This window comes from Streptomyces sp. NPDC043427 (genome assembly GCF_056436655.1).
Genome location: NZ_JBWKCC010000038.1, coordinates 43,314 through 67,597, shown reverse-complemented (window position 1 = coordinate 67,597; position 24,284 = coordinate 43,314). Strand labels below are relative to the sequence as shown.

21 protein-coding genes and 7 pseudogenes are annotated in these 24,284 nt (G+C 69.0%); 18 read left to right on the top strand and 10 right to left on the bottom strand.

The window, feature by feature from the left end; all coding sequences use genetic code 11:
• Positions 1–35 precede the first annotated feature (35 nt).
• Complete coding sequence (locus AC067M_RS40185) at positions 36–1,415, top strand: MBL fold metallo-hydrolase (RefSeq protein WP_478701957.1); 1,380 nt, start codon at positions 36–38, stop codon at positions 1,413–1,415.
• Positions 1,412–2,695, top strand: a complete 1,284-nt coding sequence (locus tag AC067M_RS40180; protein ID WP_478701956.1) for an MFS transporter — start codon at positions 1,412–1,414, stop codon at positions 2,693–2,695. Before AC067M_RS40185 ends, AC067M_RS40180 begins: the two co-directional genes overlap by 4 nt.
• A 200-nt stretch (positions 2,696–2,895) precedes the next feature.
• Here AC067M_RS40180 and AC067M_RS40175 read toward each other — a convergent pair whose 3' ends face one another.
• From AC067M_RS40175 to mobF, 3 genes and pseudogenes are all read right to left on the bottom strand, one after another.
• Complete coding sequence (locus AC067M_RS40175; protein ID WP_478701955.1) at positions 2,896–3,177, bottom strand: hypothetical protein; 282 nt, start codon at positions 3,175–3,177, stop codon at positions 2,896–2,898.
• A gap of 54 nt (positions 3,178–3,231) precedes the next feature.
• Complete coding sequence (locus tag AC067M_RS40170; RefSeq protein WP_478701954.1) at positions 3,232–3,576, bottom strand: hypothetical protein; 345 nt, start codon at positions 3,574–3,576, stop codon at positions 3,232–3,234.
• A pseudogene (gene mobF / locus AC067M_RS40165) lies at positions 3,573–5,322 on the bottom strand (MobF family relaxase). The gene AC067M_RS40170 and the pseudogene mobF overlap by 4 nt, the downstream one beginning before the upstream one ends.
• 219 nt (positions 5,323–5,541) lie before the next feature.
• Here mobF and AC067M_RS40160 point away from each other — a divergent pair.
• Entirely contained in the window at positions 5,542–5,742 is a 201-nt protein-coding gene (locus AC067M_RS40160) for a hypothetical protein (RefSeq protein WP_478701953.1), read from the top strand.
• A gap of 742 nt (positions 5,743–6,484) precedes the next feature.
• A complete protein-coding gene (locus AC067M_RS40155; RefSeq protein ID WP_478701952.1) occupies positions 6,485–6,877 on the top strand; it encodes a hypothetical protein in 393 nt (130 codons plus the stop codon).
• Between the two features lie 439 nt (positions 6,878–7,316).
• Here the strand turns inward: AC067M_RS40155 and AC067M_RS40150 are convergent, their stop codons facing one another.
• Positions 7,317–7,445: a hypothetical protein gene (locus AC067M_RS40150; protein WP_478701951.1), complete on the bottom strand. Its 129-nt coding sequence runs from the start codon at positions 7,443–7,445 to the stop codon at positions 7,317–7,319.
• A gap of 11 nt (positions 7,446–7,456) precedes the next feature.
• Here AC067M_RS40150 and AC067M_RS40145 point away from each other — a divergent pair.
• A pseudogene (locus AC067M_RS40145) lies at positions 7,457–7,549 on the top strand (IS5 family transposase); the annotation flags it as partial.
• Here the strand turns inward: AC067M_RS40145 and AC067M_RS40140 are convergent.
• Entirely contained in the window at positions 7,533–8,075 is a 543-nt protein-coding gene (locus tag AC067M_RS40140; protein ID WP_478701950.1) for a GNAT family N-acetyltransferase, read from the bottom strand. The pseudogene AC067M_RS40145 and the gene AC067M_RS40140 overlap by 17 nt on opposite strands.
• 121 nt (positions 8,076–8,196) lie before the next feature.
• Between AC067M_RS40140 and AC067M_RS40135 the strand changes: the two genes are divergently transcribed.
• On the top strand, positions 8,197–8,853 hold the full coding sequence (locus tag AC067M_RS40135; RefSeq protein WP_478701949.1) for a maleylpyruvate isomerase mycothiol-dependent enzyme family protein: 657 nt from the start codon (positions 8,197–8,199) through the stop codon (positions 8,851–8,853).
• A 47-nt stretch (positions 8,854–8,900) separates the two neighbouring features.
• Here the strand turns inward: AC067M_RS40135 and AC067M_RS40130 are convergent, their stop codons facing one another.
• Entirely contained in the window at positions 8,901–10,022 is a 1,122-nt protein-coding gene (locus AC067M_RS40130; RefSeq protein WP_478701948.1) for an IS630 family transposase, read from the bottom strand.
• 161 nt (positions 10,023–10,183) lie between these two features.
• Here AC067M_RS40130 and AC067M_RS40125 point away from each other — a divergent pair.
• Positions 10,184–10,667, top strand: a pseudogene (locus AC067M_RS40125) (IS5 family transposase); the annotation flags it as partial.
• A 159-nt stretch (positions 10,668–10,826) separates the two neighbouring features.
• On the opposite strand, the gene AC067M_RS40120 reads toward AC067M_RS40125, so the two are convergent.
• Positions 10,827–13,442, bottom strand: a complete 2,616-nt coding sequence (locus AC067M_RS40120; RefSeq protein WP_478701947.1) for a phosphatidylinositol-specific phospholipase C domain-containing protein — start codon at positions 13,440–13,442, stop codon at positions 10,827–10,829.
• Positions 13,443–13,773: 331 nt separating this feature from the next.
• On the opposite strand from AC067M_RS40120, the gene AC067M_RS40115 reads away from it, so the two are divergent.
• The 8 genes and pseudogenes from AC067M_RS40115 to AC067M_RS40080 all read left to right on the top strand — a co-directional run bounded on the left by AC067M_RS40115 (position 13,774) and on the right by AC067M_RS40080 (position 20,412).
• The gene (locus AC067M_RS40115; RefSeq protein ID WP_478701946.1) at positions 13,774–14,736 is read left to right on the top strand and encodes a helix-turn-helix domain-containing protein; all 963 of its coding nucleotides are present in this window, start codon (positions 13,774–13,776) and stop codon (positions 14,734–14,736) included.
• 399 nt (positions 14,737–15,135) lie between these two features.
• Positions 15,136–15,390, top strand: a pseudogene (tpg, locus tag AC067M_RS40110) (telomere-protecting terminal protein Tpg); the annotation flags it as partial.
• Positions 15,391–15,977: 587 nt separating this feature from the next.
• Complete coding sequence (locus AC067M_RS40105; protein ID WP_478701945.1) at positions 15,978–16,781, top strand: hypothetical protein; 804 nt, start codon at positions 15,978–15,980, stop codon at positions 16,779–16,781.
• Positions 16,782–16,935: 154 nt separating this feature from the next.
• Positions 16,936–17,205 (top strand): hypothetical protein, encoded by a 270-nt coding sequence (locus AC067M_RS40100; RefSeq protein WP_478701944.1) that lies wholly within the window; start codon positions 16,936–16,938, stop codon positions 17,203–17,205.
• A 170-nt stretch (positions 17,206–17,375) separates the two neighbouring features.
• Positions 17,376–18,254 (top strand): metallophosphoesterase family protein, encoded by an 879-nt coding sequence (locus AC067M_RS40095; RefSeq protein ID WP_478701943.1) that lies wholly within the window; start codon positions 17,376–17,378, stop codon positions 18,252–18,254.
• A 405-nt stretch (positions 18,255–18,659) separates the two neighbouring features.
• Positions 18,660–19,220: pseudogene (locus AC067M_RS40090) on the top strand (IS110 family transposase); the annotation flags it as partial.
• Positions 19,221–19,403: pseudogene (locus AC067M_RS40085) on the top strand (arylamine N-acetyltransferase); the annotation flags it as partial.
• Between the two features lie 127 nt (positions 19,404–19,530).
• On the top strand, positions 19,531–20,412 hold the full coding sequence (locus AC067M_RS40080; RefSeq protein ID WP_478701942.1) for a YceI family protein: 882 nt from the start codon (positions 19,531–19,533) through the stop codon (positions 20,410–20,412).
• 233 nt (positions 20,413–20,645) lie between these two features.
• On the opposite strand, the gene AC067M_RS40075 is transcribed toward AC067M_RS40080, so the two are convergent.
• A complete protein-coding gene (locus AC067M_RS40075) occupies positions 20,646–21,365 on the bottom strand; it encodes an IS6 family transposase (RefSeq protein ID WP_478701941.1) in 720 nt (239 codons plus the stop codon).
• A 55-nt stretch (positions 21,366–21,420) separates the two neighbouring features.
• Between AC067M_RS40075 and AC067M_RS40070 the strand changes: the two genes are divergently transcribed.
• On the top strand, positions 21,421–21,849 hold the full coding sequence (locus AC067M_RS40070; protein WP_478701940.1) for a hypothetical protein: 429 nt from the start codon (positions 21,421–21,423) through the stop codon (positions 21,847–21,849).
• Between the two features lie 774 nt (positions 21,850–22,623).
• Here the strand turns inward: AC067M_RS40070 and AC067M_RS40065 are convergent.
• Positions 22,624–22,794: a hypothetical protein gene (locus tag AC067M_RS40065; protein ID WP_478701939.1), complete on the bottom strand. Its 171-nt coding sequence runs from the start codon at positions 22,792–22,794 to the stop codon at positions 22,624–22,626.
• A 70-nt stretch (positions 22,795–22,864) separates the two neighbouring features.
• Here AC067M_RS40065 and AC067M_RS40060 point away from each other — a divergent pair.
• Together AC067M_RS40060 and AC067M_RS40055 are read left to right on the top strand one after the other, a co-directional pair.
• Positions 22,865–23,062 (top strand): annotated as a pseudogene (locus AC067M_RS40060) (AraC family transcriptional regulator); the annotation flags it as partial.
• Entirely contained in the window at positions 23,046–23,198 is a 153-nt protein-coding gene (locus AC067M_RS40055) for a hypothetical protein (protein ID WP_478701992.1), read from the top strand. The pseudogene AC067M_RS40060 and the gene AC067M_RS40055, both read left to right, overlap by 17 nt.
• Positions 23,199–23,345: 147 nt before the next feature.
• Here AC067M_RS40055 and AC067M_RS40050 read toward each other — a convergent pair whose 3' ends face one another.
• Positions 23,346–24,167, bottom strand: coding sequence for a hypothetical protein (locus AC067M_RS40050; protein ID WP_478701938.1), 822 nt, complete (start codon positions 24,165–24,167; stop codon positions 23,346–23,348).
• Between the last annotated feature and the right edge of the window lie 117 nt (positions 24,168–24,284).

Here is a 24,284-nt window from a genome sequence, read left to right as displayed (position 1 = left end):
CACACGCCCCCGTTCCCGAGATCTTGGAGGACGCCGTGGGCTTCGCGGACGATCACCTCATACCGCTGGTCGACGAAGGGCTGGGCAACAGCGCCTACCTGCTCGACCTCGGCGACGGCCGCGCCTTGGCCATGGACGCCAGCCGCGACCTGCGCGCGCTGCGGGCGGCGGCCGAGCGGCGAGGGCTACGCATCGCGTTCGCCGCGGACACGCACCTGCACGCCGACTTCCTCTCCGGCGCCGTCCAGATCGGCCACGACACCGGCGCCACGATCCTGGCCTCCGCGGCTGGCCGCCGGGCCTTCGCACACCAGGCGCTGGCCGACGGCGACGAGGTCGACCTCGGCGGGCTGACCCTGCGTGCCCTGGCCACCCCCGGCCACACCGACGAGCACCTGTCCTTCCTGCTGCTGGACGGCTCCCGCCAGCTGGGGGTGTTCACCGGCGGGTCGCTGATCGTGAACTCTGCCGCCCGCACCGACCTCCTCGGCCCAGAGCGCACCAAGGAACTCGCCCGCGCCCAGTACCGGTCACTGCAGCGGCTGACCGCACTGCCGGACGAGACCGCGGTGTGGCCCACTCACGGCGCCGGCTCCTTCTGCTCCGCGCCGCCCGGCACCGAGCGCACCACCACCATCTGCGCGCAGAAGCAGGCCAACCCGCTGCTCGCCGCACCCGACGAGGACACCTTCGTGGCCCAGCTCATCGCGAGCCTGGGCACCTACCCGACGTACTTCGACCGCCTCGGCGAGATCAACCGGCGCGGCCCGGCGGTGCTGACGGCGCTGCCGGCGCTGCCCTCCCTCTCCGCGCAGCAGGTGCGGGCCCTGATGGCCGACGGCGGCCACGTCGTCGACGTCCGACCGGCCGCCGACTACGCCGCCGGCCACGTCCCCGGCTCGCTGTCGATCCCGCTGCGCGACCAGTTCGCCACCTGGCTCGGCTGGCTCCTGCCCGACACCGCGCCCCTGGCCTTCGTCACCGGCGAGGACCAGGACCTCAGCGAGATCGTCGCGCAGGCGTACAAGATCGGTTACGAGCGTCTCGCCGGCCGCCTCTCGGGCGGCATGGAAGCGTGGCTCGCCGACGGCAATCCCAAGGCAACGACCGCGTTCCTCACCGCCGACCGCGTCGACGGCCGACCCTATGTCGATGTCCGGCAGGAAGCCGAGTTCGCCGCCGGGCATGTCCCCGGCGCGGTGCACATCGAGCTCGGCGCCCTGAACGAATCCGCCGCCGACGCCCCGAGCGGCCCGGTCGTGGCCTGCGGGCACGGCGAGCGCGCCATGACCGCCGCAAGCCTCCTGGAACGCGCGGGCCACACCGACGTCGCCGTCCTGGACGGTGGACCGGACGACTACACCGCCGCCCACGGTCAGCGACTCGTCCAGGGCACGGAGGACACCCGCCCGTGAACACCACGCCCACCGCCACCACACCAACAGACGCTGCCGGGCGTCCCGTACGGCTCGGCCTGCGGGAGAACTGGCTGCAGTTCACCCTGCTGGTCATCGTCAACATCTGCGTCGGCGGCCTGGTCGGCCTCGAGCGCACCACCGTCCCGCTCATCGGCTCCGAGACCTTCGGCCTGACCAGCGACCTGGCCGTCTTCTCCTTCATCATCGCCTTCGGCCTCACCAAGGCGTTCACCAACCTCGCCGCCGGCGCCCTGACCGCCCGCTTCCGCCGCAAGCAACTACTGGTGGCAGGCTGGGTCCTCGGCATTCCCGTCCCCTTTGCTCTGGCCTACGCGCCGTCCTGGGGCTGGATCGTCGCCGCGAACGTGCTGTTGGGCCTGAACCAGGGCCTGACCTGGTCGATGACCGTCAATATGAAGATCGACCTCGTCGGTCCCTCGCGCCGCGGCCTGGCTACCGGCCTGAACGAGGCGGCCGGCTACACCGCGGTCGGCGTCACCGCCCTGCTCACCGGCTACCTCGCCACCAGCTACGGCCTGCGTCCTGTCCCCGAACTCATCGGCGTCATCTTCGTCGTCGCAGGCCTCGCGCTGGCGCTGGTCGTCCGCGACACCGCTGCCCACGTCGCGCTCGAACTGGCCAACCACACCAAGCCGCTTCCCACCGGCGAGGACACCGGCCTGAAGGCCACGTTCACCCGGACCTCCTGGCGCGACCGATCCCTGCGCGGCGCCAGCCAGGCCGGTCTGATCAACAACCTCAACGACGGCCTGACCTGGGGCGTCTTCCCTCTCCTGTTCACCGACCACGGCCTGGGCCTGGCAGCCGTCGGCCTCATCAAGGGGCTGTACCCGATCCTGTGGGGCCTGGGGCAGATTCCCACCGGTCACCTCGCCGACCGCATCGGCCGCAAGCCGCTGATCGTCTACGGCATGCTCGTCCAGTCCGTCGGCTTCGTCCTCGCTCTCGTACTACTCGACCGGCCCCTGCTCGCGGGCATCATCTCCGCGGTCTTCCTCGGTCTCGGCACGGCCATGGTCTACCCGGCCCTCATCGCGTCCATCTCCGACCACGCCCACCCCGCCTGGCGGGCCAACGCGCTGGGCACGTACCGGTTCTGGCGTGACATCGGCTACGCCGCCGGAGCTCTCGTTGCCGGTGTGCTCGCCGACTGGCTCGGACTGAACGCCACCGTCGTCGCCGCCGCGGTCCTCACCGCCGCCTCGGGCCTGCTCGCCGCCCGCTGGATCACCGAGCACCGGCCCGACGCCCGCTGAACGAGTAGCCTGTCCCGGCCACCTACCGGGGCAGGCTCTGAGTGACCCGCCACAAGCGCCGAGGCAACTCCCCCTCCTCGAAGGCGTGGACCTCTCTCAAGTGCCAGCCGTCACCACGGAGCGACATCGACGTCGTTTGCCAACGAGCGTGCTGATTTGCCAACTGCGCTGCGTCGTCTCAGCTGGCCAGGCGAGTCCGCTCACTGTCGGTGCGCGGACTCTATCCACAGGCATCTGCTCTGAAGATCGCTTATGAGGCCGCCGCGATCGGCGCGGCGCCCCTTACGTGAGGAGCCATCATGCCCACCACCAGCATGCCGCTCGCCCCGATGACCCCGGACGCGGCCATCAGCGCGTTCAACTACCTCCGCGCCGTCCAGGCCGACGACGTCGAAGCCGCCCGCGAGTTCGCCAGCGGCGAGCCGCGGATGCCCGAGCTGCTCGTCGACGTCGTCGAACGGATCGTCGTCCCCGTCGTGCATCGCCACTGGATGCAGAACATCGGGGCCCCACTCGGGGGACGATGTCCGGCATCGTCACCACAGCCAGGCGGTGTGCCGCACCCGGGACAGGGCACGGGCATCGCGGCGCGCGGCCGCGTTGCCGATCCGGTTCTGCCGGGAGCGGGGCTGACGCGACTGCGCGGCGGCGAGGCGGCGCTTCCCGGCTTCCTGGAGTCGCTTCCTCTGCTTGCGCAGCTCCTTCTTCTTGTCCGCCTTCGACTTCGGCTTCCGGGGCCGCTTCCAGATCGGCTGCCACCCCAGGGGCTCATCGGGCTCGGGCTCCTGGTCCTCGTTGAGCGCGGCGGCCATCTTCGCGCGGGCCGCGTGGGCGCGGGCGAGTGCGTCGTCGGGGTTGGGGCGTTCTTCCGGGGTGCTCATGCGACTCCTCCTGTGGTCCGGCCCGGCGTGTGCTGGGTGCCGGGCTGCTGGGTGTGCGGCGGCCGGGGCGGGCTGTGGCCGGGGGCCGTGGGCGACGGCGCGCTCCCGCTTGCCGTTCTGGAGCCTGGCGGCCAACTTCACGGCGGCTTCGAAGGTCCGGCGGGTCTGCTCCACCGTGTCGACACCGGTCTCCGGCTCCGGGAGGCGGCCGTCCTTCCGGCCGGAGCGGAACGGCCGCGAGTGCGACCTCGAGGCGGCGGGCACGGCGACGGCGTACGGCCGGAGGCGGGAGCCCAGGCGCTCAGCACGACGCGTGGCGTGGACCCGGGCGGCCAGGGCGCCGGCGGCGAGGCGGGCCCGCTCGTACGGGGCCGCGGTGCGCCTGCGGGTCAACGGGCGCAGCACGGCCTGGTCCTCGGTGTCGCGCGGGTACAGGGCGCGTAGGTCGGCGGTCATCTTCAGGCCGCGCCCGACGGGACGGGTGTAGTCGTCGACGACCGCCTGCACGATCTGTTCGTCCAGGCCGGGCTGGTGAGGTCGGCCGCGTAGGGCGTAGGCGAGGTGGCGGCGCGCTTCGGCAAGGAGGTGGTGGCGCTTGAAGGCGCCGCGCATCACGTACACCACGACGGTGTCGACGGCGGCCAGGACGACGTCGACCACCGGCCGCACCCGCGCCCACGCTGCCGCGGCCGCCGCTCGCGCGCGCTGTGCGAGCCGGTAGACGGTGCAGGCGCCGAACGCCCGTATCGCTGAGGCGCGCCATCGCTCGCGTAGCTCGGTCAGCGACAGCAGCTCCGTGCGCTTCGCAGGGCGGGTCTGGTCGGCGGCCTGGCAGCCCAGTGCGTAGGCGGCCTGCTCCCCCGGTGGGTGCCCCTGCTGTTCTTCGTGGTCGGCCGTGAGGACGGACAACGCGTCCTCGATCTGCTGGCGGCGGGTGGACTGCCAGCCGATGAGCCGCTGGTCGATCCCGGCGATCTCCATGACCGGCCGACGGCCGGGCGTCACCTCGCGCGGCTCCCACGCCCACCCGAGCCGGGCGGACACCTCCTCCATGAAGTAGAGGGTGTAGAGGGTGTCGGTGGCGACGATGTGGGCCATCAGCGAGTCCGCCGACAGGTTGCCCCACGTCCCCTCGTCGTCCGGCCGCCGGGCACGGATCGACACCACCGCGTGATCGTGGAGCAGCGGCTTCGACTCGGCAGCTCTCGACTCGTAGTGCCGGAACACCGCGACGATCAGCCCATCCCTGATCGGCTTGCGGATCTTGCCGCCGCTCCTCCATCGGATCTCCGCGACAGAATCCTCAAACCACGCCAGCGTCTTGTCCCTGGCGATGTCCTGGCACAGCTCCAGCACCAGTCGAGTCTCGTCATCCCCGAGCGCCCACGCGATGTGTGCCGTCGACGGAGACCGGAACACCAGGTCCATGGCCAGCCAGGGCGTCCGCTCCCTGGCCTTCTCGGTCTTCGGTGAGCGGTTGTGCTCGATGGGCCTGCCCAGCACGGTCGCCCGCCGCGCCGTCGCCGGATCGTCGCCCGCCTCCAGGCGCTCGCGCTCGATCCGGTCGGCATCCGGGTGCCGGCCTTCCCCCAGGAGCAGTTCGGCCTGCCGCTCGGTCACCACGTCCCCGGCCGTGAGGCCGACCGCGGCCAGGCCCCGGCCCTTCCAGACGCCGGGTGGGACACCGGCTTCGTCCTGGGCGGCGCGCAGCGGCTTGCCCGCAGCGCGGTGGCCGTCGCCGACCATCACGCCGCGGAAGAGATAGCGCCACCCGTTCCCCGGGCGAACCTCCGCTTTGCTGATCATCGGCCCATGGAACCCCGGCTTTGACCTGCGGAAAAGCGCGATCCCCGGTCCCTCCCGCCGGGCGGGAGGACATCACCAAGTCTTTACCTCAAGGCCCGCCAGGCGGGCCGTCCGGTCAGCCCGAGACGGTAAGCCGCCGACATCTGCACTCTCCCGCCCATGCATACGACAAGAACCGGAATCGCCTGCGCTCTCTGCCGCACGCCCACCACGGAGTTGGTGTACCTGGTCTTCAGCGCCCAGTCGTCCTTCCCGCGACGAGAGGACGTCCAGGACCGCTGGTGCCCCGCTGGCTGCGAGCAACTCCACCCCGTCGAGTGGAAGGAGGCGATGCCGCTACTGCCCGGCGACGACGCCTGACGACGTCGTGCGAATGCTGCGCTGAACCAGGAAGCCCTCGATCTGCTCGCTGGTTTGATGGGCAGGCCCGTCGCGGAGGGCCAGCAGGAACCTACATGGCACTTCATCGGCAGGCAGATCGCCGCGTGCGGCGCACAGCAGGGTGACGAGAGGCGGCGGCCAACGCAGGAGGGGTTGTAGCCGGGTGTCCCGGCTACAACCCCTCTGATGAGCACTGTCAACTTTGACGTACCGTCAGATGATCATAAAGGTGATCTGCAATCTTCACCTCTGATTCCGCGAATGAGGCGCCGAATCGACCTGCCGGAGGGAGGATCCGATCGGGGTTTTCCTTCTTGATCATCTGGCGTCCGGTCAAAGTTGACAGTGCCGGTTCGGACGTCCCTGAGCAGGTCGACCGGCGGCGCGGCCACGATGGACACGTCGCGCAGGCCGGACAGCGCCAGGTCACGGGCGGCCGCGCGCAGGGCGCTGATGCGGGTGTCGATGCTGGCGGGGCCGGTGCCATCGAGTAAGAACAGCAGCCATGGGAAGAGCGGGTAGCGGCGCCGCCATTCTTCCTGCGGCGGTTCGAAGGGCGGCGGACCTGCTCGCTGTCCCCGAGCAGTTGCTAGACCCGCCCATGGTGGGGTGCCACGCCACTCTTTCACTCATTCGGCCTATCAGATCAATCCGTTTGGGTGAAGTTGCGAAACCCTTGGTCGTAGGAGGAGACAGCTTCCGCCGATGTAGGAGGAAAATCATGAGCTTGCCGATCACATACGACCTACGCGGGCCCGGGATCGAGATCAGATACAAGGATGGTGACCTCAGTATCGTCGGAGATAGCGTTCTAGACGGGCACTTTCCCCAGGACAAACTCACCACAGCAGCCACCGAGATGGGCACCGAGATCACCGCTGTGCTTCTTTCCTCGTCGCGCAACCAAACCAAGATCACCTTGAAACTGGTGTTGCCGGATGTAGTGCCGAAGGACACAACCACCCGGACTGAGGTAACGGGGGCGGCGATCATCACTCAGCAGTTCCGCGACGTGATGGGCGGACCGCCTGATGTGCTGCAGCAGTACGACGTCAAGCCGCTTACCGGATCGGCAGGCTCAGACTCTTACCCGGCCGCGGACACACCGCAATAGCACGCGCCCAGACGTCGTCAGCCCCTCGGCGAGCAGACCGCGCGAGGTGCTCGATCTTATGGCCGCGCTGACGGAGTCCGTGAACAAGGCCAAGGCCTCCCGCAGCGAGGAGGCCGACGTCCACGAGCTGCCGACGAAGAACACCGCCGCCAGCAAGAAGTCGACAGCGAAGAAGCAGCCGGCCAAGAAGACCGCCGCCAAAAAGAGCGCCGTACGCAGAAGATCGCCATCGGCCGCGTCAAGAAGAGCGCGAGCGACCTTGAGGACGACATCCCCGTCAGCTGGCTGCTCCAAGTCGCCGAGGCGTGACCCCGGCTACCCCTCCTCTATCCGCCGATGCCCGGTCCGCCCCAACAGGCCGGACCGCAGGGGAACACCGTGACCCGCTGAGACGTGGCCCGCACAACCATCGGGCCCGGTGACTGTCGGTCAGCTCCTGTCAGAGCAGGCGGGTGATCTGCTGCTCCCACCTGCGCAGCCAGTCGCCGCGCCCGTCCTCGCAGAAGGCAGGGACGGTCTCAAGGTCCTCGAGCAGGGTGATCTCTGTGGAGATACCAATCACTGTCACGTGGGAGCGGCAAGAGACATCGAGCCGTGGCTACCAGGTACGACAAACTCGCGGTCCGCTACGAGGCTACCGTCCTCGTTGCCGCCATCAACGAGTGGTTGTGAGGTACTGATCCGACGACAACTCGAACACCCGTACTCGCCGACCGCCGGTGGGATTGACGGTCTCACGGAACAGATGCATCCCCAGTTTGGTCATGATCCGTTCGGAGGCGTCGTTGCCCACTTGAGCGATGCTGACGATCCGTTTCAGCCCTCGCTCTTCGAAGCCGAACCGCACAGCGGCCGCAGCGGCCTCGGTGGCCAAGCCCTGCCCCCAGTGAGAACGTCCCAGCCGCCAGCCGACCTCAACCGCCGGCATAACCTCCGGCAAGTAGTTGGGCACCGAAAGGCCAGTGAACCCGGCCAGCTCGCCAGTGGACCGGATCTCCACGGCGAACAGGCCGAAGCCCTGTGACTCCCACTCGCTCTCCCATGCCTGGACCCGGCCGCGAGTCTTCTGTTCGTCAAGGACGCTGCCGTCACGGATCCACCGCATGACCTCGGGGTCGGAATTGACGGCAGCCATGGGCGCAACGTCTTCCTCGCGCCAGCGACGCAGGATCAAACGGGGAGTCTCAAGCCTGACCATCCAACCATTCTGGAGCACAAATGGGCTCTCGCTAGTGCTCTGACCACATAGGTTCGCCGGGATGCGCGGCCCGTGATCAAAGGGAGGGCGCGACTCCTTCCCGTCGGGATACGGTCCTGCCATGTCCCGATCAGCTGAGATTGGCCCCTCCCCGTCCCCCGTCACCGCGGACGACCTCGACCTTGCCGTGCAGCTCGCTGTGGCAGTCCTTCGCAAGGCGCCCCCAGCCGCCTGGGACGGAAACGCGGGTACGCTGGAATGGGACTGCTGGGAGACTGTCGAGCATCTCAGCGACGACCTCTTCGCATACGCTGCACAACTGGGTCCCAGAACACTGCCCTTGGACGGTGAGGTGCCGTTCGTGTGGGAGAACCGGCGGCCCGGCGGTCCTGCGAACGCCATTCACGCGGACCGTAAGGCGGGCCCTACCGGCCTGTTGCAGGTGCTGGAGGCTAGCGGCGCGCTGCTGGTCGCCATGGTGCGCACGACGTCCCCGCAGGTTCGCTCCTACCACGTCTTCGGCATCTCCGACGCCGAGGGCTTCGCCGCGATGGGGATCGTGGAGACCCTGGTGCACACGCACGACCTGGCCCAAGGGCTCGGGCTTGCCTGGAACCCACCCGCCGATCTGTGCTCGCGGGTGCTCGCCCGGCTGTTTCCGAACGCCCCGGGGTCCACGGATCCCTGGCCCACCCTGCTGTGGGCCACCGGACGCGCCGAACTGCACGGGCGCCCTCGTCTGGCCACATGGCGCTGGGACGGCACACCCCGGGCATAGGACTCAGGTGTCTCCGGCGAAGAGAGAGCGGTTCGTCGGGTTGGTGGTCAGGCCGCTGCTGAGAGCGGTCGGCCGCCCCAGCGGATGCCTTTCTCGCTTCGGATGCGAGCGCGTTCCTTGCACTCGGCGGCGAGGACATCGCGGTGACGGGTGTTGGTGTTGCGCCAGCGCAGATAGGCATGCAGTGCCCGTGTCTGCACAGTGTGATTGGGTTGGTTCGAGTTGGCGATGGTGAACTGCCTCAGCGCTCCGAAGTGCGCCTCGATCGGGTTCGCCCACGAGGCGTAGGTCGGAGTGAAGCACAACTCGACCTTGTTCTTCTTCGCCCAGCGGCGGATGTCGGTGCCCTTGTGGGCGGACAGGTTGTCCAGAATCACGTAGATCGGTGCGCCGTCGGGCCGGGCGGCACGGATCGACTTCAGCGCGGCCAGCGTGTTCGCGGCGCCCTTTCTGCTGCGGTTGACGCCCCACAGGGTGTCGTCGCCGACCGAGTAGCAGCCGTGGAAGTAGCGCACCCCGTGGGTTCGGTGGTAGGTGGCGGGGATCCGGTCGGGGCGCTTCTGCTCGTCCCAGCCCGAACCTGCGGTGGACCGGATCCCGAGCGGGCCGAACTCGTCGAACGCGAAGACCCGGTCGGGGAAACGGTCCAGCACCTCCTCGATCCGGTCCAGCTTGGCGTCGCGGTCGGGGTCCGGAGATTCCTTCCACGTCTTGGTGCGCTGGAAGGTGACGCCGCGGCGGGCGAGCAGGCAGCGTAAGGTCTCGCGGCCGATGCGGATCGTCCGGCCGTGGACTCTTCGCAGATAGGTGACGAGTTTGCGCAGTGACCAGCGGGTGAAGGGCTGGCCGAGCTTGACCGGTCGGGTGGTGGCCGTCTGGATGACGAACTCCTCGTCGTCATCACTGAGCAGGCGGGGACGGCCTCCCGCCCACTGAGGGTCAAGGCAGGCCAGGCCGATCTCGTTGAACTGGTGGATCACATCGCGCACAGTGTCCTCGTCGGCCTGAACCAGTTGGGCAATCACCGGGACGCGGTTCCCGCCGGCCGAGGCCAGCAGCATTATCGCGCGCCGGTAACGCACTGAACTCGTGCTGCCCCGGCGCACGATCTGCTGCAGCCGCTGCCCCTCCTGGTCGGTCAGTCTGCGCACACGGACTGGCTCAACCACTGTGCCTCCAGCGGTCGGATCGGACGTCACCGGACATCCAACCGCCACCGCCACCGCCACCACCCCGGCGAACCTATGCGGTCAGAGCACTAGCCTCACCAGGCCCTTTCGATACACCCCCCTAGCCCGTGCCCCTTTGATGGGTCGTCAGTTGATCGGATGTGTCCGTCCGATTAGTGATCACTGACGATGTGGGACCCGGATCGAGCCGCTGATGCCGGCCGATCCGGTCCGCGGGCGGCGATGGGCCGACCACCGCCGCACTCTTGAAGCCATCGCGTGGAAGTACCGCACCAACTCGCCCTGGCGGGACCCCCGCCGACTCGGCTCATTCCAGACCGCCACAAACGCCTGATCCGATGGGCCGTCGACGGCACCTGGGAGAAGATCCTCGCTGCCGTCCTGGCGGCGGCGGACGTCGACGACGACATTGACTGGACCGTGTCGGTGGACTCCACCGTCGTGCGGGCTCACCAGCACGCTGCCGGAGCACTCAAAAAGAGGGCGTCCCGCTCCGGCGAGCCCGTCGATCACGCGCTCGGACGTTCCCTCGGCGGGCTGAGCACCGAGGTCCACCTGGCCGCAGACGGCCGCGCACGGCCCCTCGCCTTCACCATCACCGCAGGCCAGGCAGGTGATGCACCCACAAGAACGCGGCGGCGGCGTCCATGTCCTCGACGACGATGCCGACATTGTCCATCCGCCTGATCGCCACGCTGTGCTCTCCTCGATGCTTGTGGCCAAGCGCCCCACCCGGAACGTATCCCCGAACGGAGCGCTCGGCACAGACAGCGCACCCGGTCGCTAGCCCGGGACCACCGTGTCGCTCATGCTCGGCTTCCCCTCACCCGACGCGTTCCAGGCGCAGACCAGGATCACGTACTCGTGACCCGCCGTGACCCCCGTGATCCTGGCGGAGCGGGCGGAGGCCGGGTAGCCGATGATCCGGGAGTGGTTCATCGGGGTGCTCTTGTCGTACACCCACACCGCGTACCGGACGATCGAGCCGCTGTGCGAGTCGGTCGGCGCCGACCAGCGCACGTCGATCGAGCCCGCGCCGGCCGTCGCGGTGAGCCCCGGCGGCCGCCCCGCCGTCGTCGGCGCCGCCTTGCCCCGGACCGCCGAGGACCACGAGGAACGGTTGGCCGCGCCGTCACCGGCGACCGCGCGGACCCGCACCTCGTAGGTGTGGCCGTCGTAGGGCTGGTCGGTGAACTGCCAGGACATGTCGTAGCGCGGGGCGCTCACACCGGGCACCACGTCCTGCCAGTCCGCGTTCGAGTCGGTGGTGACGTCACGCCACTGAACGTCGTAGGTGTGCGCGCCGAAGACCTTGTTCCAGGTGGCGGTGACGCCCTGCTGGGTGCCGTCGAACTTCATGCCGGACGGCGTGGCGAGCGACCGGCCGGGTGCGCTGTCCGGTACGTCGGGCGCGGCGGCGCCGATGCCGAACTCCTTGTGCAGCACGGTGCCGAACGCCTGGGCGATGCGGTACTCGCCGAGGGCGTTGGGGTGCAGCCCGTCGTAGGTGGTGGCGCAGGTCTTCGCCTTCGGGTCGCAGCCCATCGCCTTGTCCAGGTCGGCCAGCTCCACCGGCGAGGCGCTGGTGCTCCAGCCGGGGGCCGCCTTGGCGAGGGCCGCGTTGTAGTCGCTGATGCGCTGGGGGAGGCCGGGGTTCGCGTCGCCCAGGGTGGTCCGCTGGGGGACGTTGGCCAGGACGATCCGCACGTCCGGGTTGACCGCCCGCGCGTTGTCCACGAACTTCTTCATGGTGCCGACCAGATCGGCGCCCGCCCCGTACCAGCCGATGTCGTTGAAGCCCAGCTCGACCAGGAGCAGGTCGGGAGTCCGGCCCTTGGCCTTCAGCTCCTGCATCACCGGCTTGATGGTCGGCACGGTCCGGGTCAGCGCACGGCCCCAGAGGGCGTAGTGAGCCGAGCCGCCGGCGGAGAACCCGGCATTCACGTCCCCGGCGTACTCGCCCTGGACGCGCGGGTCGCCCGGACCTGGCTCCGTGGGCTCGCTGCCGCCGCTCTCGCCCAGCACCGGCGGTCGCGGCGGCTGCGCGTCGGCCTGCTGCACGGTGCCCCGGTACGGTCCGACGAAGGTGACCGGCCACTTCTTGCTCCTGGCCCAGTCCCACAGCCGGTAGCGCCAGGTGTGGTCGCCCTCGTACCCGTGGCTGATGGAATCGCCGACCACCATGACGTCGCGGATGTCGGTGTGCGTCACGGAGTTGCGGGCGATGATCTCGTCGATGAGCTTGCCGCCGGGGAAGTCCATCATCATGACGCCCATACGGTCCAGGTCGGACCGCCCGCCGAACCGGTCGTCGCGTCCGGCGTAGAACTCCGGGCACCGGTCCTTCTCGGCGCGCAGACACTGGATGAGGAAGTTGTTCACACCGGTCGCCGTCGGGGTGCCGCCCGCCACCGTGTAGGGGTGGACGCCGACCCCGAAGCCGCTGGTGTAGTTCAGATACAGCGCGTCCTGCTTGTACTCGTGGTCCTTCTCACCGGGGCGGCTGCCGTCCCAGGTGCCGTTGGTCCGGCGCAGGTGCGCGCGGACCTTCTCCCACTTGTCGTCGATGTCGCTGATGGTGGACAGCTCGAAGTCGTCCTGCACGTACTCCTCGTTGGAGCCGCCGGACGGGTAGGGCTGCTTGAGCCCGTAGCCGCCGAAGATGCCGCCGCCGGTGTTCCGGTAGCCGAGGAGCACGACCTTGCCGCGTACCTCACCGAGCGTCGGGACGCGGCTCGACTGGCTCTTGCCGGTGACCGAGGGGCCCCAAAACAGGTTGCGCCAGGCGGTCGACGGGGTGCTCTCGTTACCGTCCCCGGTGTACGAGCGGCCGTCCAGGTAGGAGTCGAAGATCTTCTTGCGCCACTCGTCGGTCCCGAACCCGTCGGCGTCCTTGCAGGAGAAGGTGGAGCCGCTGCACTCCGCCTTCAGGTTCATCAGGACGGTTTCGCCGGGGTGGTCGCTCAGGAAGTCGTGGGTGGCCTTCAGTACGTCGGTGAAGTTGGCGTACTGATAGGTGGCGCCGTGGTGGACGGTGAACTTCAGCCCCTCGTCCCCTTTGTCGACCCGGACCCGGATGTCGAGCGCGCGGATGCCGGCGTCGAACTGGGTGGTCAGGGTCTTCGCGCTGAAGCCGTGGTTCTCCTGCGTCTGGGTGATGCTGGTGACGATGCCCGAGCACTGGCCCGTGTCCGGCTCCGGTGTGTCCCCGCAGAGCGCGAGGCTGTCATGGGTGCCGGGCACCGAGAGCCAGGCGAGGTTGGTCCCGTCCGGGACGCGTGACATCCAGTCGACGTTGGCCGCGGAGGCTTCGGTGATGCTGCTGTAGTAGTCGTTCGCCCGGGCGGGGGTGGCGGAGAGGAAGACGCCGGAGACGGACAGCAGCAGGGCGAGGAGCATACCGAGCACGGTGCTTCTCGCCACCATCGTTGGCCGGCGCATCAGGGATCTTCGGGACGAGCGAGTCTGGCGTATGACAGTGATCATTTCCATCCTGGGGCGGATCGGTCGGTCGACTGGAGGGCCGCGCGTGCGCGCGCGAGTCGTCCGGCGAGATGTGTGATGATCTCCTTGTCGGGCTCGCCGGTTGGTGATCGCAGCCTGCCCGGGACGTCCGACCCGGGCCAGCTCGGAAGGCCGTTCCGGGACTCTGGGACGTTCCGCATCCCCTGACCAGGCGGGATGCGGCCGCATGGGACACGGGGTGGGACGTGTGGGTGGGGTGGGGACGGTGAGGGACGCCGATACGGCGGCCGGGCTGGGCGAGATGCTGCGCTCGCTGAAGGAGCGCGCGGGCCTCAGCTACGGCGCTCTCGCGGGCCGGCTGCACCTGAGTACCTCGACGTTGCACCGCTATTGCACCGGTGACTCGGTGCCGACCGAGTTCGCCCCGGTCGAACGCTTCGGCCGGATCTGCCGCGCGGACCCCGAGGAGCTGCTGGAGCTGCACCGGCGATGGGCGGTGGCGGACGAGGCGCGGCGCGGGAGGGGGGCGAGCTCGTCGGAGGGTGCGGAGGTGCCGGTGCCCGCGCCGGTACCGGTCGTCCAGAGTCCGCCGACTGTCGCGGAGCCGACGCCGCGAGCCCGCCAACTCGTCTCGCGGTACGTCCTGCTGGGGGCCGCCGTGGTCGCCCTCAGCACCTCCGGAGCGCTGGCCATCGACCGGTTCCGCGCCGAGTCGGTACCGGACCTGACGGTCCCGGCCATCACGGTGCCCGACCCGTCGGCCGAGGAGGTCGGGGCGGCCGGAGGGAACGTCCCCCTTTCGGCGGCCGTCGCCCCGTCCGACGACGACTGCCCCCGGACGGACGGCACTCGGACCCGTCCCACGACGTTCCGCCTGAAGGTGCGAAGCACAGCAGAGGGCCCCGTGACCATGACCGCCATGGACGTCCGGGTACTGTCCGCCGAAGCCCCGCCCGCCGAAGTCACCTACGCGGACTGCCAAGGCACAGACGCACAGCACCCGTTCGCCGTGGACCTGGACGCCCCCGAGCCCCGGGCCGTGAGCCCGAGGCGCGGCTTCCCGTACGAGGCGTCCGCCGGGACCCCCCTGGTCCTGGACGTCACCGCGCACACGTCGAAGAGCGAGGTGCGCTGGTACCTGGAACTGAGATGGACCCAGGGCCCCCGCTCGGGCACGCTACGGATCGACGACGGCGGTCACCCGTTCCGCACCGGAGCGGTGAAGTAGCGCCGCCCCCTCTCAGGTCCGCACCGCCAGGTACCTGCACCCGCCCCAAGTGCTCACGTCGGTCATGTCCTTGGAGCTGCGGACGTACTCCGAGCGGACGCGGGCGGCGGGAGCCACGTCCGCACCGTGGACGACGCTGCCTGTGTGCGATCTCTCGGTTTCGTGTCAGTGGGATGAGTGACAGCGGCGGCTCTGCTCGGCGATGGATGAGGGCGCAGGTCAGGGTGGGGTTCTGCTGTTCGTGCTCACTGTCAGGAAGGTGAGAGAACGGTGCCTGTTCACTGCCATCTGGTGAGAGATCCGCAGGTCGTGCAGTGACAGGAAAGCGAGAGATCGCAGCACAACTCCACTACTCCCGCTTCGTAGACATGGCCCACACCTGACGGGCAGCCCCGCAGAACCCGCGCCCGCTTCGGCTTCACCGCCGCGCCCGGTACCACCGACGACGCCCGCATCCGCCACCTGACCGTGGTGCTGCCCCCGCCGTACGCGGCCCGCGTCTTCGACGCCCAGGACGCCGGCGCCAACGAGCAGCAGCTGCGCGACATCGCCGCCGAAGGCCTGGGAGAGATGTACTTCCGCGACGGGGGCCGCCGCGCCCACGGCCTGGAGGTGGAGTTCAGCGACGTCGAGCACCTGCAGTTCGACCTGTAGCCGCTCCAGTAGCCCTCTCGTTGTCGATTTACCTTCCCGGGCCCCCCCAAGCCGCCAGGGGCAGAGAGCGGTGCTCAGCAGCCCGCACGGACGATCACCGGCGGCGGTGGGGGCGGCGAGAGGGTGGGTCGCCCGGGGCCGACGTTTCCACACGCCGACCGTCCCCTGCGGCCGGGCCCGGTGCTCCGATGTTGGAGCAGGCCGACGTCGTGACGACCCCGGCCAGGTGCCGGTAGCCGTTCAGCGGTGGACGCCTCGGCACCGGGCAAGCTCGCAGTCACAGACGAAAGCGGGCATAACGGGCGCGCTGGTTGGAAGGCCGAGGTGGTCGACCGAGTTTGCTGTCGCACCAGAGGGCCGCGTCCGGGCGTGCAGTGTCCGGCGCTGACACGTCCCGACACCCCAATGTGTAGTTGGTCATCCCAGTTGAACTTTCACCTGGGACTCTCACCTTGACCTTACACATGGTCATCACACATGGCTCTAACAAGACCCGCTGGCACGTTCATGATCACAAGCCGGCCCGGCGGGCCCAACGGAGCTGAATCGTTTGGGTGTTGACCGCTCACATCACTACCGTTCAGGGCATGAAGACGACAGCAAAAGCCGAGCAGGACATGCAGAAGGACGAGGCGTCCGGGCGGGATACCCGGGCGGCGATTCTGACCCGCGCAGTCCGGGCCAACGTGCCGCTGCGCAAGACCTTCGTCCAGGCGAACAAGGGGGCCGAGAGTCGGCCAGGGCCCCTGAAGGACTTCGTGACCGGCAGGGACCTGCGTGGTCTCCGGGCCTACCTGATGATCGTGGCCGCGTGCAGCAATGGGGACAAAGGCTGGACGACCGAGCACGACAGCGCGGTGTGGGCGCGGCTGATGGACATCGACAAGACCGCAAGCGACCAGTCTGCGCGAACGGGCGCCTGGCGGGCCCTGCGCCGGCTGGAGGCGCGCAATCTGATCGAGTGCAGCCGCAAGGGGACCATGATCAAGGTGACGCTGCTGCGTGAGGACGGCACCGGGAAGGCTTACACCCGTCCCAAGGGCGACACCGAGGAGGACCGGTTCCTGCTGATCCCGACCACATTCTGGACGCAGGGCCGTGACGAGAAGTTGAGTCTGCCCGGCCTGGCCCTGTTCCTCGTAGTTGCCCGCGAGAAGCACTGGGCGTCGTTTCCCGCGGAATGGGCAACCCAGTGGTACGGCTGGTCCCCCGACACCCACGAGCGCGGCCTGAAGCAACTCGTCGAGCTTGAGTTCGTCCAGACACGGGTCTTCAAGAAGAAGGCTCCGCTCGCGCCCCTCGGTTTCACCATCGCCCACCAGTACCAGCGCGCCCTCATCACCCGGCCGCGTAAGCCGCAGAAGAAGCCCGCCGCGCCTACTCCCGGATGACCCTGGGGACGCCAATGACCGGAGCGTGTACTGCTCCGTATCTGTTCCACACCGTGACGGCCGATCTCATCGCTCTACGCGGTCTGCACACCCAAGCCCAAACCCAAGGGGCGGAGCCTACTGCTCTGCCCGTCATCCGCCTCAGGGGGAATCCATGGCCACCATCACTCCGAACCCGCCCCAGCCCCAGCCCCACGGTGCTCCCGCACCGGTGCCCAATCCCCCTACCGCCCCCGACCGGGCGGAGTGGGTGTTGCCGGTGATCGTGATCGGGACGGTGGTCGCGCTGATGGCGTGCGCGTTCGGCGCGTTCCTCGTCCACGCGTACCCGGTCCTCAGGGAGCCGCTCACGATGGCCCTGAGCATTGCCACGCTGGCCGGGCTGCTCGTCGCCACGGTGGTGCTACTGCACCGCGGACGATAAGCGCCGTGGTTCTGTACACGAGATTGGACAGCAGTTGTTCAGCACTTCGGACAGCGCCCAGCCATGTCACCGTTCGATTTCATGTGCAAGGGCAGCCAGGAACCGGCGGATGAGACCGCGTGGCGAAAAAGGCCATGGCTCGGCCGGGTACCCGAGGCTAATTTCGGACGATGCGGATCTTGCATCTCTCTGACACCCATCTCGACCGGTCCGGTGGCCCTGACGCCGACGGGGCCGACGGCAGTGCGGCACTCCACCGCCTGCTGACCGAACTGGGCCATCTGCACGACCTGGACGCGGTGGTGGTCACCGGCGACGTCGCGGACGACGGTTCCCAGGAAGCGTATGCGCGGGCGCGTGAACTCCTGTCCGACTACGCCGGCCGACGCGGGGCGAACGTCTTCTACACGACCGGTAACCACGACGACCGCACGGCATTCGCCGAAGTGCTCGGCAGCGGCCATGCCCGGCCCGAGGCGGTGTACGAGGGAGCCGCCGGTGAGCGGGCGGCGGCAAGCACCCTCGACGGATGGCGACTGATCACCCTGGACACGCTCGTTCCGGGCAAGGGCTACGGTCGACTCGATGGCGGCCAACTCGACTGGCTCCGCGAACTACTGACCATACCGGCCCCGCTGGGCACCGTTCTGGCCTTCCACCACCCGCCGGTCTCCCTGGACGTCGACGTTCAGCGGGCGCTCGGCCTGCAGAACAGCGCAGAGCTGGCCGACACGATCCGCGGCACCGACGTTCAGCTCATCCTGTGCGGGCACTTCCACCTGCAGATTCTGGCCCGCCTGGAACAAGCGACCGTCTGGGTCACCCCCGGAGTCGTCAGCCGCGTCGACCTGACCGCCCGCCCCGGCACCGAGCGCGCCGTCCACGGCCCGTCGGCCTCCCTGGTCCACCTCGGAGCGCCCCACGGGCCCCTCATCCACACACTCCACGCACGAGACCCGCTTATGGGCGAGACGGTCTACGAGGCCGACGAAGAGGAGATGCGCGAGGTCATCGAAAGGCTCGGCCCCTCCGCTGCGAGCCTCAACTGAGTCTGCGGTCCGCTGGACCGTCCCCTGCCTGCCGCCCGGCGCGAGCGGCAGGCAGGCGGGTTGCAGCCCGGTCGATCACTGACGGCCGCGCAGCTGGTGTCCGGTGAGCGTGTCCAGACATCAAGGAGCCGGGCCGTCTTCGTCCCCTGCCACCCGCTTGCGACTGCTGGCTGTTCGAATCGAGAGCCCCACCAGAGCGCTGTCCGAAGTGCTGAACAACTGCTGTCCAATCTCGTGGACAAAGCCACCGGATATTCTGCGAGTCGGCAAGCTTCACCCGACCGAGCAATGCCCCCGGGAAGTTGCGGCATCCCGCCGGCAAACACGGCGTCCGCGGGGAGGACGTGCCCAGGCAGCGGGCAACGCAGGAGATCGACGGAACATCCTCGCGTCGGCGGGGAGGACCAGAAGGTCCTCGACAAGCAGCTGCCCAACAGCGAGCCGAAGCTGCGGGCCGTCTTCGACAAGCTGACCGCGAAGTTCGGCACCGTCCTGGTGATCGTGGACCAGCCCGCCTCCATCGGAGCCCTCCCGCTCACCGTCGCCCGGGACGCGGGCTGCAAGGTCGCCTATCTGCCCGGCCTGGCGATGCGCCGGATCGCCGACCTGTATCCGCGCGAGGCCAAGACCGACGCCTAGGACGCCGCAGTGATCGCGGACGCGGCCCGCACCATGCCGCACACCCTGCGCTCCCTGGAACTGACCGACGAGATCACCGCCGAGCTGACCGTGCTCGTCGGCTTCGACCAGGACCTCGCGGCCGAAGCGGCCCGCACGTCCAACCGGATACGCGGCCTGCTCACCCAGTTCCACCCCAGCCTGGAACGCGTCCTCGGCCCCCGCCTGGACCACCCCGCCGTCACCTGGCTGCTGGAACGCTACGGCTCCCCGGCCGCACTGCGCAAAGCCGGCCGCCGCAGACTCGTCGAGGTGATCCGGACGAAGGCCCCGCGCATGACTCAGCGGCAGTCGCTGGTCTGCTCACGGGTGACGGAGGACGGGGGGAGGATCACGCTCAGCGGACGCACCTTCAAGGTGACGGGCCCTGGCGGGGCACGGGAGGAGCGGGAGCTGGGTACGGACGAGGAGGTGCTGGGTATGTACCGGGAGCGGTTCGGTATCGAGCTGGACCGCGTGCCGACAGTGCGACCGGAATGGCTGATACGGGCCAGACGGTTCGGTTTCCCGCGATGTGAGCCCCTGTTGCCTCGAATGCCTCATCAGTGGTCGAATGCGTCTTCGACAACAGTGATCTCAAGTCGCAGGGACGTCGAAGATGATCGGCCGCTGGCTGGGAAACCGTACGAACCGGGTGCAACGGACGAGTCCGCTGGCGGCGGTACAGACCCCGCCGAGTGCCGGGGTGCTCAGCTGCCGGGTGCTGGACCCGGTGAACGAGCCGGTGGCGCATGCCGAGTTCGCGGTCAGCGACGCCATGGGGCGCAAGGTGGTCAGTGGGGGCACGGATCCCTACGGGTCGTTCATGACGACGGTGCCGGCGGGGGAGTACCGGCTCGCGGTGTCGGCCGACGGGTACACGCCGTACCGGGCGACCGCGATGGTGGGCGAGAACGCGCTGGCCTCGCTCGGCGATGTGACCCTTCAGGTCGCCCAGCCGCCGGAGCTGCCGGGGCCGGGTGACTGGGAGATCGAGCCGTCGCACTCCTCGATCGGCTTCACCGCACGGCACATCGGGTTGGCCCAGGTCCGCGGACGGTTCAACTCCTTCGCGGGGGCGGTTCGGATCGGTGACCGGATGGACCAGTCGGCGATGCACGTGGTGATCGACGCGGCGTCCATCGACACCAATGTGCGGATGCGGGACGACCATCTGCGGTCGGCGGACTTCCTGGACGTGCGGCGGTTTCCGACGCTGGAGTTCTACAGCGACCGGTTCGTGCACAAGGGCGGCAACCGGTGGGCGGTCACCGGGGCGCTGTCGCTGCACGGGGTGACGCGTACGGTCACGCTCGACACGGAGTACTTCGGGCTCGGCAACGGGATGGAGGGCGAGGTGCGGGCTGCGTGCCGGGCCACGACCGAGTTGCACCGGGACGACTTCACGGTGAGCTGGCAGACGATGCTCGCGCGGGGGATCGCGGTGGTGGGACCGAGCATTCAGATCGAGCTGGATGTGCAGATCGTGCCCAAAGGCTGATCTTGGGGTGTGAGGGGCGCTCTGGCGCGGAGCCTTTGGTGCGGGGCCCTCTGCTTGGTGCCGAGCCCTTGGTGCGCATTCCCTTTGCTGCGAATCCTGCTGCGAATCCCGCTGGTGGGGTGCCTTCGTGCCGGTGCCGGAGAATGGCCGCGTGAGGGCGCTGTCACGTTGTTGGGTGGGTAGGTGTCTGATGGTGCGTCGTGGTGTGGTGGAGCGTGGTTGCGGGCCTGTGGTCAAGCCGTGGCGGCGAGGCCGGCGACTCCGGTGATGTGCTCCCAGATTCCGAAGCGGACGGTCATCTCGGCGCGGTAGTCGTGTGCGGGCATCAGATGGCGGCGGGGCCGGAAGTGGGACGAGATGCCGCTGAACGCGGACAGGAACCGCTGCGCTCCGCCCACGGAGCGGAAGCCTTTCATCGCCCGTTCGCGCTGCCTGGTGGGCTGGTGGCTGTTCTCCGCCCGGTTGTTCAGGCCCTTGTGCGAGCGATGTTCCACCGAGGGCATGACCTCGCGGTGGGCCGCGCCGTAGGAGCGGAGCTTGTCGGTGACGACCACCCGCGGCACCGCGCCGGTCTTCTTCATCAGGCGGCGGAAGAAGCGCCTGGCCGCGGCCTTGTCCCGGCGATTCTGCACCAGGATGTCCAGGACGTTGCCGTCCTGGTCGACGGCCCGCCACAGGTACTTCCGGTCTCCGTTGATCTTGATGAAGACCTCGTCCAGGTGCCACTTGGCACCGGGCCGGGGCTGCCGGCGGCGCAGCGCGCCTGCGTAGGCCTGCCCGAACTTGGCGCACCAGCGGCGCACCGTCTCGTAGGAGACGGTCACGCCGCGCTCGAGCATGAGCTCCTCGACCTCGCGGAAGCTGAGCGGGAAGCGGTGGTACAGCCACACACAGTGGGAGATGACCTCGACCGGGTACCGGTGTCCCTTGTACGACGACGACACGGCCCCCACAGACAGCCCCCTCCAGCACGATCAACCAGAAGATCATCCCACCCGGCCAACCAACGTGAAAGCGCCCCAAGAGGTGCTGTATGTCCGCTTCGACGGCCCGGCCGCACTCGGCGAACTCGCCATCGAACTGACCATCCGGGACGACTTCGACCGCTCGCGGCTCCCCCACCTGGCAGGCACCCCGACCCCCGAGGAGAGAGCGGAGGTCATCTGGGGCCCGTACCGGTTCCGGCCTCGAGTCGATGACGCGGACGAACTGGGCCGCTCGGTCCCCGCCTTCCCGCTTCTCGCCGGTGACCGCCATCGGCTCGCCGTGGACCTGTCCCTGCGACCCCTCTGGTACCAGGGCGAGGAGCACTGGCGCGACGAGTACCGCACGGCTCCCATCCGGCTCTGGGCGAAGTGCACCGCCCCGGGCCACAAGCCCTGGACGCTGGCCTTCGCGGTGCCGCAGGATGGCGGCTGGGCCCTGGGCGGCGCCTGACCTGGCCTGGGTCTCCTATCTCTGCCCCACGGTGCAAAGTAGTCAAGGCCTGACATGGCTCTAAACTGCAGGTTCCCAGGGCAGAGAGGACGACCTGTCTGATGGCAGCGCCGGACGATACAACATCCCCCTCTCCGAGTGGTGATCCTCAGCCTTCCGACCCGCCGCCAGAAGGCAGCGATGGGCGAAGGCCCCTGCTTCGGCGCATCGCTGACAGATGGAACGGCCTCGGGCCCGCTGGTAAAGCGGGTGTGCTTGTGGTCTGCGGCGTGGCCGCTGTGGGGGTCAGAGCCTTCTTGGTTCCTTCCAGCAGTCGACCCACCGCAGCCGCTGCGGTCGAGGAGGAACCTGACCCACCCGTCAGGTGGTTGACCAACCATGCAGGCGGCTACTACCAGTGCAGTCACAGGCCGTGCAGCAAGAAGGTAAACCCAACGATCATGGATCACGACTGCTGCGGCCGGTGCCAGCGCTCGCGCGTGCGGGACTGCTTGGGAGTCGCGCAACGCGATTACGGCGGCCCCGGCAGCTTCGCTCACAACTGCTTCGAGGTGCCTCTGCGCCCTGGCATCTGCGAGACCTGCGGCGAACCCCCCGAAGCACACCTGTGGGAGTTCGACTTCATCCACGGCGAGCGCTGCGCCCGGTCCGACGGCTGACCCGCGCCCGGCGACGTCGCCCCGGCCCCGACAGCTATCCGCCGGTTGCTTTTCCTCTGGGGACAGAGGTAGGAGTCCGGGGCCGACCTGGGACGGGCGTCGACCGGCGCCATGGTCACTCCTCGTCGTCGCGCATCCGGAGGTCGGGCTGCTCGCTGTTTTGGCGCTCGCACTCGGCAATCTGCTCGGCGCAGTGACGCAGCAGGAGATCGTCGGTGGCTTCGTGACTGTCGGCCAGGCCGAGGCGGCGCAGCAGGTATTGGGGTGCTGGTAAGAACCGCGTCACCACGCAAACGGTGGTGATCAGTCCTTGGACTGTGATCTTCCTGGGCTGGGCGGCTCGTACACTGACGAAAATGGAGGACCACACGGCCACCGGGATCGGTGCACGTCCGGCGCCCGTCTTGCGGGAGTACGTCGGCTCGTATGTCGGCTTCGACCTCCGCGGGCTCCCGACGGGGGTGCACTGCGGCCCGCCGAGCCGCGCGCTCACTGCGGTGATCAGCCTGTCAGATCCTTTGGAGGTGGCGGCGGGCGTTGACGACGGGTCACCAGATCGCGGGCGGTAACGCCGGGGGTGATCTGGAGCGGTGGCGGATCGTGGGGCGGGACGCGGTCGTCTTTCGGGGCGGCCGACCCGTCAGCCACGACATCGACCTCTACCAGGACGCAACACCGTCGAGCGCCTGATCAACCGGCTGAAGGACTGGCGCGGCATCGCCACCCGCTTCGACAAGACGCCCGAGAGCTACCTTGCCGGCCTCGAACTACGCGCATCGATGATCTAACTCGAGGACCTCTTACGAACAGCCCTTTGATCACGACATCACACAGACCCTAGTCGCCCCCGCCGCCGCCACCGCTGTCGCCGCCGTCGCTGCCGCTGCCGCTGCCGCCGGAGTCGCCGCTGTCGCCGCCGTCCGCACCCCAGCCGTCGCCGCCGCCGGGCTCGTTGTCCTCGCCGGTCCTGCCCAGGTTGCTGAACCAGGGACGGTCCCAATGGTTGTCGACGGCAACCGGCTCGCCTCCACGCGCAGGGTGCCGCTGCCCCGGGAACCGCGCAAGGCCTGTCGTGTCGCCGAGTCCGAAGGCGACGGCGAAGACATGCGCCATAACGGCATCCAACGGGTCCGAGCTCTCGTACCGCATAGGGGCCAGCGGCACCAGGACCGTGCCCGGCTCGGCCGCCGGCCGACGCGGGGGCCGCGTCAGGAGGGCGACGCGCCGTTCGTCGCGCAGCAGCCACGAACTCACCGCGTTCTCCCGCCGCAGCACCCAGTGCTGACCGGGCAGCCGCACCTGCACCGAACTCTTGGACTTGCGCAGCTTCTTGCTGAGGACGAGCTGCGCCGGGGCGTCGCCTATTGTCAGGCGCAGGCCCTTGGCCGGGTCCGGGGAGTCGTGGTGGAAGCCGTGCGGCGCCCGGATCCGTACGACGGGAGCGTGCGGCCCCCACACGTCCACGCGCACCAGGCGCCGGTCCACGGCGACGGTGACCGGCCCGGCAGGTCCCGGCGCGATCCGCCGCGCCATCCACAGCGGTACACCCTCGGCGCGGGCCTGGGCCGCCAGGGCGGCCACCTGGTCCGGCCCGCCGCACTGGCGTACCGCCAGCTCGCCCAACCGGTGGGCGAACTCGGCGGCCTGGCGTACCTTCACCGGTGTGGCGGTCCCGGGGGGGGGGGGGGGAGGGGGGAAGGCGGCACCGGCCGGCAACTGCTCCCGAGGGGGTTTCGTTTCTCCGCCCCTAAGCCAGCAGCCAAAATGGAAGGAATC

Coding starts and splice junctions, on each gene's coding strand:
- AC067M_RS40175 (WP_478701955.1), bottom strand. CDS start 3,177: ATGCACGACGGGGACGACGATCCGTTCGACGACGTCGACGAGCAGCTC.
- AC067M_RS40170 (WP_478701954.1), bottom strand. CDS start 3,576: ATGAGCACCCCGGAAGAACGCCCCAACCCCGACGACGCACTCGCCCGC.
- AC067M_RS40160 (WP_478701953.1), top strand. CDS start 5,542: ATGCATACGACAAGAACCGGAATCGCCTGCGCTCTCTGCCGCACGCCC.
- AC067M_RS40155 (WP_478701952.1), top strand. CDS start 6,485: ATGAGCTTGCCGATCACATACGACCTACGCGGGCCCGGGATCGAGATC.
- AC067M_RS40140 (WP_478701950.1), bottom strand. CDS start 8,075: ATGGTCAGGCTTGAGACTCCCCGTTTGATCCTGCGTCGCTGGCGCGAG.
- AC067M_RS40135 (WP_478701949.1), top strand. CDS start 8,197: ATGTCCCGATCAGCTGAGATTGGCCCCTCCCCGTCCCCCGTCACCGCG.
- AC067M_RS40120 (WP_478701947.1), bottom strand. CDS start 13,442: ATGCTCCTCGCCCTGCTGCTGTCCGTCTCCGGCGTCTTCCTCTCCGCC.
- AC067M_RS40105 (WP_478701945.1), top strand. CDS start 15,978: ATGAAGACGACAGCAAAAGCCGAGCAGGACATGCAGAAGGACGAGGCG.
- AC067M_RS40100 (WP_478701944.1), top strand. CDS start 16,936: ATGGCCACCATCACTCCGAACCCGCCCCAGCCCCAGCCCCACGGTGCT.
- AC067M_RS40095 (WP_478701943.1), top strand. CDS start 17,376: ATGCGGATCTTGCATCTCTCTGACACCCATCTCGACCGGTCCGGTGGC.
- AC067M_RS40080 (WP_478701942.1), top strand. CDS start 19,531: ATGATCGGCCGCTGGCTGGGAAACCGTACGAACCGGGTGCAACGGACG.